This is a genomic window from Acidocella sp. C78 (genome assembly GCF_907164655.1).
Genome location: NZ_CAJQZK010000051.1, coordinates 1 through 7,826 on the forward strand (window position 1 = coordinate 1; position 7,826 = coordinate 7,826).

Annotated in this window: 4 protein-coding genes and 5 pseudogenes; 7 read left to right on the forward strand and 2 right to left on the reverse strand. The window is 62.9% G+C overall.

The window, feature by feature from the left end; all coding sequences use genetic code 11:
- Positions 1-114: 114 nt before the first annotated feature.
- Positions 115-862, reverse strand: a pseudogene (istB, locus tag ACIDOCELLA78_RS000000112790) (IS21-like element helper ATPase IstB).
- A 17-nt stretch (positions 863-879) separates the two neighbouring features.
- Positions 880-2,404: pseudogene (gene istA, locus ACIDOCELLA78_RS000000112795) on the reverse strand (IS21 family transposase).
- A 207-nt stretch (positions 2,405-2,611) separates the two neighbouring features.
- Between istA (ACIDOCELLA78_RS000000112795) and tnpA the strand changes: the two are divergent.
- From tnpA to ACIDOCELLA78_RS000000112830, 7 genes and pseudogenes are all read left to right on the forward strand, one after another.
- A complete protein-coding gene (gene tnpA, locus ACIDOCELLA78_RS000000112800) occupies positions 2,612-3,016 on the forward strand; it encodes an IS66-like element accessory protein TnpA (RefSeq protein ID WP_214006294.1) in 405 nt (134 codons plus the stop codon).
- Entirely contained in the window at positions 3,013-3,360 is a 348-nt protein-coding gene (gene tnpB, locus ACIDOCELLA78_RS000000112805) for an IS66 family insertion sequence element accessory protein TnpB (RefSeq protein ID WP_201727519.1), read from the forward strand. The genes tnpA and tnpB overlap by 4 nt, the downstream gene beginning before the upstream one ends.
- An 81-nt stretch (positions 3,361-3,441) precedes the next feature.
- Positions 3,442-4,146, forward strand: a pseudogene (locus tag ACIDOCELLA78_RS000000112810) (IS66 family transposase zinc-finger binding domain-containing protein); the annotation flags it as partial.
- Positions 4,147-4,330: 184 nt separating this feature from the next.
- Positions 4,331-5,650: an IS21 family transposase gene (gene istA / locus ACIDOCELLA78_RS000000112815; RefSeq protein ID WP_374223271.1), complete on the forward strand. Its 1,320-nt coding sequence runs from the start codon at positions 4,331-4,333 to the stop codon at positions 5,648-5,650.
- 120 nt (positions 5,651-5,770) lie between these two features.
- Positions 5,771-6,562 (forward strand): annotated as a pseudogene (istB, locus tag ACIDOCELLA78_RS000000112820) (IS21-like element helper ATPase IstB).
- Between the two features lie 71 nt (positions 6,563-6,633).
- A pseudogene (gene tnpC, locus ACIDOCELLA78_RS000000112825) lies at positions 6,634-7,549 on the forward strand (IS66 family transposase); the annotation flags it as partial.
- Positions 7,510-7,749, forward strand: a complete 240-nt coding sequence (locus ACIDOCELLA78_RS000000112830) for a hypothetical protein (RefSeq protein ID WP_249676872.1) — start codon at positions 7,510-7,512, stop codon at positions 7,747-7,749. The pseudogene tnpC and the gene ACIDOCELLA78_RS000000112830, both read left to right, overlap by 40 nt.
- The last annotated feature ends 77 nt before the right edge of the window (positions 7,750-7,826 follow it).

The following is a 7,826-nucleotide window of genomic DNA, read 5'->3' on the forward strand; positions in this document are numbered from 1 at the left end:
CGATTTTAATTCGCCCACGATTCGACGTTTATTCGCCCGGGGATTCCGAGATTTATTCGCCCGGGTAGCGGTCTCTGTGGCTGTTGATTTCGTTGCTCTCCTGTTCTCGTTGGGTCAAGCGGTTTTTGGGGTTTGCTTGCGGATCTTGCGCAGGCTTTCGCCGGTGAGTTCGATGCGGTGGGCATTGTGGAGCAGACGGTCGAGAATGGCGTCGGCGTAGGTCGGATCGGCCGATCAGCTCATGCCAATGCGCCGGGGGGATCTGGCTGGTGATGATGGTGGCGCGGCGGGCCGTAGCGATCCTCGACGATCTCGAGCAGGTCGTGACGGGCGCCGGCGTCGAGTGGAGCAAGGCCGAAGTCGTCGAGGATCAGTAGATTGACGGCACCGAGGGTGCGGATCATCCGGCCGTGACGCCCTTCGGCGCGGGCGACCGCGAGTTCTGCGAAGAGTTTGGGGGCGCGCTGATAGAGCACGGTCCTGTCATCGCGACATGCCTTGTGACCGAGGGCACAGGCCAGCCACGATTTTCCGACCCTGTCGGCCCGCTCAGGACGAGATTGTCGTGCGCGTCGATCCACTCACCCTGGATCAGCTTCTGGAACAGAGCCCGATCGAGGCCGCGGGCACTCCGGTAATCGACATCCTCGATTGCAGCGTCATGGCGCAGCCTGGCATGGCGCAGCCTTGTGCTCAACCGCTTGTCACGTCGGACGGTGATCTCGCGGTCGAGCAGAAGACCGAGCCATTCGGCGTGACTGAGGCTGGGGGTTTCGGGATTGGCGTGCAGCTCGGTGAACGCGCGGGCCATGCCTGCAAGACCGAGCTGGTGGATCTGATCGAGGGTCGGATGGTTCAGCATGAGGCTTCTCCTTGTCATCAGTGGAAATATCCGCCGCCCCGGATGTTGGGGTGGCGGATCGGGGTGGGATCGGGACTGGCGGTGCCGGCGGCTCGCTCCAGCCGGTTATCGAGGATGGATTTGACCGAGCCGTAGGTCAGGGTGCCGATGGTGAGCGCGCGCTCGGCCGCGGCATCGAGCCGGTCGGCGCCAACACTGCGGGCCAGGCGAAGGATGCCGATGCAGGCGCGGAACCCCTGCTCCGGATGAGGCCGGCGTTCGAGGATCAGGGTGCAGAGTGTCGCGACCGAGGGACCAAGCCGTGCGGCTTCCTGATGGATCCGTGCGATGGTCCAGTCGCCATAACGCCGGTGGCTCGAGGGCATGTGCTCGGCGATCGTCGTGTGTTTGCCGTTACCCGGCCTGCGTGCGTGCACGGCGATCCGTTCGCCACGGAGAAAGATCTCGACCGTGCGCACGGTGAACCGGGCCTCGACCTCGGCGCGGGCGTGCCGGTAGGGGACGGAGTAAAAATGCTTCTCGATCTCGACGTGATAATCGATGCCGACCCGCCGGCGCCGCCATTGCGCCAGCACATAGGGTTCGGCCGGCAGTTCCTTCAGCGCGGGACGATCGAGTGTTTCCAGCAGATGCCGTCTTGTCGCCCCAGGCGACGGACGACCCGCTCCTCGTTCAGCCAGCGGCAGAATTCAGCGATCGCGGCATTCAGTTCGGCGAGGCCGTAAAATGCCCGGTTGCGCAGCTTGCCCAGCAGCCACCGCTCCGCCAGCAAAACCGCCACCTCGACCTTCGCCTTGTCACGCGGCCGCCGCGGCCGCGCCGGGAGAATGGCCGTGCCGTAATGGCGCGCCATATCGGTGTAGGTCCGGTTGACCTGTGGATCGTAGAGGCAGGCGCGGATGATCGCGACCCTGGCGTTGTCGGGCACCAGCAGCGCCGGCACGCCGCCAATTGCTGCCAGAGTGCGATTATGCGCCTCGATCCAGTCCGGCAGGGTCTGGGTCCAGGTCGCCTCAGCATAGGTGAAGCTCGATGCGCCGAGAACGGCGACGAAGATCTGGGCCGCACGCGTCTCGCCGGTGAGCCGGTCGATCACCACCGGCACCGTGTCGCCGGCATAATCGACGAACAGCTTCTCGCCCGATGCGTGGGTCTGGCGCATCGTCACCGGTAGCCGGGCTTCCCAGCTCCGGTAGAGCTCGCAGAACCGGCTGTAGCGATACCCATCCGGGTGCTCGGCAATATACTCGTCCCACAGGATCGACAGCGTCACGTGCTTGCGCTGCAACTCGCGGCGGATACGCCCCAGTCCGGCTCATCCACACGTCGATGCCCCGGCCGCTTGCCCACCGCGCCGTCGAACAAGCGCCTTTCCAATGCCGCTTCGGACAGCGCCAGAGCCCCTGGCCCATCGAGCCCGGCCGCCTCCAGTCGCCGCAGCGTCAAGCGCACCGTCGATGCCGCAACCCCGACCCGGATCCCCACCTGGCGGGTCGAAAGCCCCGCCATCCTCAATCTGACAATCTCGCGCACATCGCGCATCGCAATCCGCTCCACTGGCATTCATCCGCTCCCTCGATCAGCCAAAGGGAGGGAACCTGAACCAGCCAGCAGAGACCTCAAGCCAACCCGGCCAACCCCGCCCGCCTGGGCGAATAAAAGTCGGAACAGGTGGGCGAATTAATCTCGGAATAGGTGGGCGAATAATTCCCGGAATCCGGGCGAGTTAATCTCGGAATCCCGGGCGAATTGAGCCCGGAATCAGCACGGGATGAGGACAAGCTTCGGATTGTGGCGGAGGCTGAGGCGCCGGGTGCGGTGTTTGCGCTGGTTGCGCGGCGGCACGCGATTTCGAGAGGGCAATTGTGGAAGTGGCGCGGTCAGGTTCGGCGTGGTGAGTTGGTGCCGGTGCCGATGGTACCGGAATTCATTCCGGTGCGGGTAATGGCGAGTGCGGCACTGTCGATGCCGCGGGCGGCAGGCAAGTCAGCTTCGGTGAACGACGCGAGCGTTGATCCGATGTCGCAGAGGCGAGCCACGCGATGCGATGCGAGCCGGATCGAGATCGTGCTGCCGGACGGGACGTGTGTTCGGGTTGATGATGGAGTTGGGGTTGCCGCCTTGCGTCGGGTGCTGACGGCGGTGCGGCGGTGATCCCGGTCTCGGCCGGTGTGCGGGTCTGGCTGGCGTCGGGGCATACGGATATGCGCCGCGGGATGAAGGGGCTCGCGTTGCAAGTGCAAGAAGGTCTGGGACGGGAGCCGTTCTGCGGGGATGTTTTTTTCTTTCGCGGACGCGGCGGGTCGCTGGTCAAGGCGATCTGGCACGACGGCGTGGGGATGTCGCTGTATTCGAAACGCCTTGATCGAGGGCGGTTTATCTGGCCGCAGACTGCGGACGGCGTTGTGTCCCTCACCGCTGGTCAGATCGGTTATCTTCTGGAGGGGATCGACTGGCGAAATCCACAACAAACCTGGCGGCCGCAAGCGGCCGGGTAGGCGCGAAGATTCTGGGGAAAATCCTGGTCCAGAGCGGATTTCTGTAGCGAAACCCTGGAAATTCGTGATTCTATACGGGGCATGGATCTCGATCCTTCGACCCTGCCGAATGATATCGCTGCGCTGAAGGCGATCATTCTGGGCGACCGTGCTCGGCGGTCCGATACCGCAGCGTATATCGCGCATCTGAAGCTGCAGATCGAGAAGCTCAAGCGTGCGCTCTACGGCCCCAAGGCGGAACGCACGGCGCGGCTGCTTGATCAGATGGAACTGGAACTCGAAGATCTCGAGACCACCGCGACCGAGGACGAACTCCGCGCCGAGCAGGTGGCCGCGAAGGCCAAAACCACGACTGTCGCCGGCTTCACTCGCAACCGCCCATCACGCCAACCCTTCCCCGAACACCTGCCACGCGAGCGGGTTGTGCTGCCAGGTCCGACCCAGTGCGCCTGCTGCGGTGGATCGCGGCTCGCCAAGCTCGGGGAGACGGTGACCGAGACACTGGAATCCATCCCCCGCCAATACAAGGTGATCCAGCATGTGCGGGAGAAATTCACCTGCCGCGATTGTGAGAAGATCAGCCAGGAACCAGCACCCTTCCACACCATTCCACGCGCTTTTGCCGGTCCCGGCCTGCTCGCGATGATCGCCTACGATAAATTCGGCCAGCATCAGCCGCTGAACCGTCAATCTGAACGGTTCGCACTGGAAGGCATCCACCTCAGCGTCTCGACCCTGGCCGATCTGATTGGTGCTACCTGCGTGGCGCTGGAGCCGGTTGTTGATTTCCGCTGAGATCTGACCCGGGAAGGCCGGATTTTTCCACTGAGATTTGACCCATGTTTGACTGTTTCCCCGTCTGGAAGAGGCGGGGGCGAACGGAGTGTTGGACATGGCGTTTTTGAGCATTATCCGCCGGTGGCATAAGCGTGAGCATGTGCCGATCCGAGAGATTTCCCGGCGCACAGGCGTGTCGCGGAACACGATCCGCAAATATCTTCGGTCTGATGTGATTGAGCCGAAGTTTCAGGTTCCGGACCGGCCGAGCAAGCTTGATCCTTATGCCGAGAAGCTTTTGGCGTGGCTGCGCCGTGAAGCTGGCCGGCCGCGCAAGCAGCGGCGGACGGTCAAGCAGCTATACGGTGATCTCGTCAGCCTGGGCTATGACGGTTCCTACAATCGTGTGGCGGCCTTTGCCCGGGCTTGGAAGGGGGAGTGCCAACGGCTGCAGCAGACCGCCGGCCGGGGAACCTTCGTGCCCTTGGCCTTTGCGCCTGGCGAGGCGTTCCAGTTGACTGGAGCGAAGATTTTGCGATCATCGGTGGCGTCCCGCGTCAAGTTGCAGGTGGCGCACACCAAACTGTCGCATAGCCGGGCGTTCATTGTTCGGGCCTATCTGCTGCAGACACATGAGATGTTGTTCGACGCGCATAACCACGCCTTCCAAGCTCTCGGCGGCGTACCGCGGCGCGGGATTTACGACAACATGCGCACCGCCGTTGACAAGGTCGGCCGTGGCAAGGAGCGCAGCGTCAACGCCCGCTTCCTGGCGATGACCAGCCATTATCTCTTCGAGGCCGAGTTCTGTAATCGGGCCGCCGGTTGGGAGAAGGGGCAGGTTGAGAAGAACGTCCAGGATGCACGCCACCGCCTGTGGCAGTCCATGCCTCCGTTCGAAAGCTTGGACGCCCTGAACGACTGGCTGGAGCGGCGCTGCCGGGAGCTGTGGGAGCAGACCGCGCATGGCAACGAGCCGGGAACCATTGCCGATGTCTGGGCCAGCGAGGTTGAGAGCCTCATGCCTGTGGGCCGTCCGTTCGATGGGTTCGTGGAACACACCAAGCGGGTCTCCTCGACCTGCCTGATCCACTTGGAGCGTAACCGCTACAGCGTGCCGGCCTCTTTTGCCAACCGGCCGGTCAGCCTGCGGGTCTATCCCGACAGGCTGGTGGTGGCGGCGGAGGGGCAAATCATCTGCGAGCATCCGCGCATCATCGACCGGACGCACAACGGCCCAGGGCGCACTGTGTATGACTGGCGGCATTATCTGGCGGTGATCCAGCGCAAGCCGGGCGCCTTGCGCAACGGTGCGCCGTTCTGGAATTGCCCGATGCCTTCAAGCGGCTGCAGCAACATCTCCTGCGCCGTCCTGGCGGTGACCGGGAGATGGTGGAGATCCTGGCCCTGGTGCTGCACCATGACGAGCAGGCGGTGTTGGTGGCGGTGGAACTGGCGCTGGAGGACGGCGTGCCGTCCAAGACGCATATCATCAACCGGCTCCACCGGCTGATCGACGGCAAACAGGCTCCGCTTCCGGTCATCACCGCGCCACAGGCACTGACATTGGCCAATGAACCAAGGCTGACGTCGAGCGCTACGATAGCTTGCCGCCAATCTGAGGAGGCCCGCCATGCGTCATGATCCCGCCACCGGCGCGCTCGTCATCATGCTGCGCAGCCTCAAAATGCACGGCATGGCACAGGCCGTCGATGAACTGGCCCAGCAGGGTGCCCGGCCTTCGAAGCCGCCATCCCGGTACTCTCCAGTTGCTCAAGGCCGAGACCGCTGAGCGCGAGGTCCGCTCCATGGCCTATCAGTTCAAGGCCGCCCGCTTCCGGCCTATCGCGACCTGGCCGGCTTCGACTTCGCCAGCAGCGAGGTCAATGAGGCCCTGGTCCGCCAGTTGCATCGTTGCGACTTCATCGAACCCGCCGACAATGTCGTGCTCGTCGGCGGCCCGGGCACGGGCAAAACCCACATCGCCACCGCGCTCGGCGTGCAGGCCGTCGAGCATCACAAAAAGCGCGTCCGCTTCTTCTCCACCGTCGAGCTGGTCAATGCTCTGGAGCAGGAAAAAGCTCAGGGAAAGGCTGGGCAAATCGCCGGCCGTCTGATCCATGCCGACCTCGTCATCCTCGATGAGCTTGGCTATCTGCCCTTCAGCGCCTCAGGCGGAGCTTTGCTGTTCCATCTGCTCAGCAAGCTCTACGAGCGCACCAGCGTCGTCATCACCACCAACCTGAGCTTCAGCGAATGGTCCGCCGTCTTCGGCGACGCCAAGATGACCACCGCGCTCCTCGATCGCCTCACCCACCACTGCCATATCCTCGAGACCGGAAATGACAGCTTCAGGTTCAAAAATAGCTCCGTGCAGAAATCCCAAAAACGAAAGGAGAAAAATCCAGCCTTGACCCCATCATGAAACTCAAATCATAAACTATGGGCGGGTCAAATCTCGATGGAATTCCCGGGTCAGATCTCAGCGGAAATCAACAGCCGGTGTTCAAGCACATCGAGACGATGGTGTTCGCGGGTGCGCGCCTGCATGGCGACGACACCACCGTGCCGGTGATGGCACGAGGGCAGACCGATACGGCGCGCGTGTGGGTTTATGTGCGTGATGATCGGCCGTTCGGCGGATCGGGTTCCCCCAGCGCGGTGTTCTACTATTCACGTGACCGCGCCGGCGTTCATCCGCAAACCCATCTCGCCGGATACCGCGGCATATTCCAGGCCGATGCCTATGGCGGCTACAACAAGCTCTACGAGTTGAACCGATCTCCTGGACCGATCATCGAGGCGGCGTGCTGGTCGCACGCCCGACGAAAATTCTTCGAGCTGGCCGATATCGCGCGGAACGCGAAGCGCAAGGCCCAGGGTAAGACCCCCGCCTTCGTGCGCCGATGCCTTGGCCGCGGTGCAGCGCATCGACGCGCTGTTCGAGATCGAGCGGGAGATCAACGGTCAGTCACCCGCTGAACGCCTGGCGGTGCGCCAGCAACTCGGCGCCCCGCTCGTCGCTGAACTCGAGATCTGGATGCGCGCCGAGCGCGCCAAACTCTCACGCCACAACGATGTGGCGAAGGCGATCGACTATATGCTGAACCGTTGGTCATCATTTACCCGGTTCCTGACCGACGGGCGGATTTGTCTCAGCAATAACGCGGCCGAACGTGCCCTACGCACCCTTGCTCTGGGCAGAAAATCCTGGCTATTCGCCGGCTCCGATCGCGGTGGTCAAAGGGCCGCCATGTTGTACAGCCTGATCACGACGGCAAAGATGAACAACGTCGACCCACAGGCATGGCTCGCCGACATCCTCGCGCGCATCGCCAGTCATCCAGTCGCCAGCATCGAGAAATTGATGCCATGGAACTGGACACCGCAATCCTGGGCCCTGGCCGCCTGATCGTGCAGACCAATAAAATCCACCACGTCTTCACGATTGACCGTGTCGCCAGGGACCTCGGCGAGGATGAGGAGTGGCTCGCGGACATCGCCAATGAGATGGAACCCGAAGACGGCCTGATCTGGGTTTACAACCTCAGCGACGGCGGCGTCATAGCCTTCACCGACTTTGGTATCGAAATCTGCGCGAGCTCATCCTGATCCACCGAGATAGAGCCAAATAGACTCGTCCGCGCTCTGACCGATGGGTACTGATCGCGTCGCTCGGCACGCGTGAT

Excerpts from the sequence above, each read along its gene's own strand:
- ACIDOCELLA78_RS000000112830 (WP_249676872.1), top strand. The coding sequence starts at position 7,510 with ATGGAACTGGACACCGCAATCCTGGGCCCTGGCCGCCTGATCGTGCAG.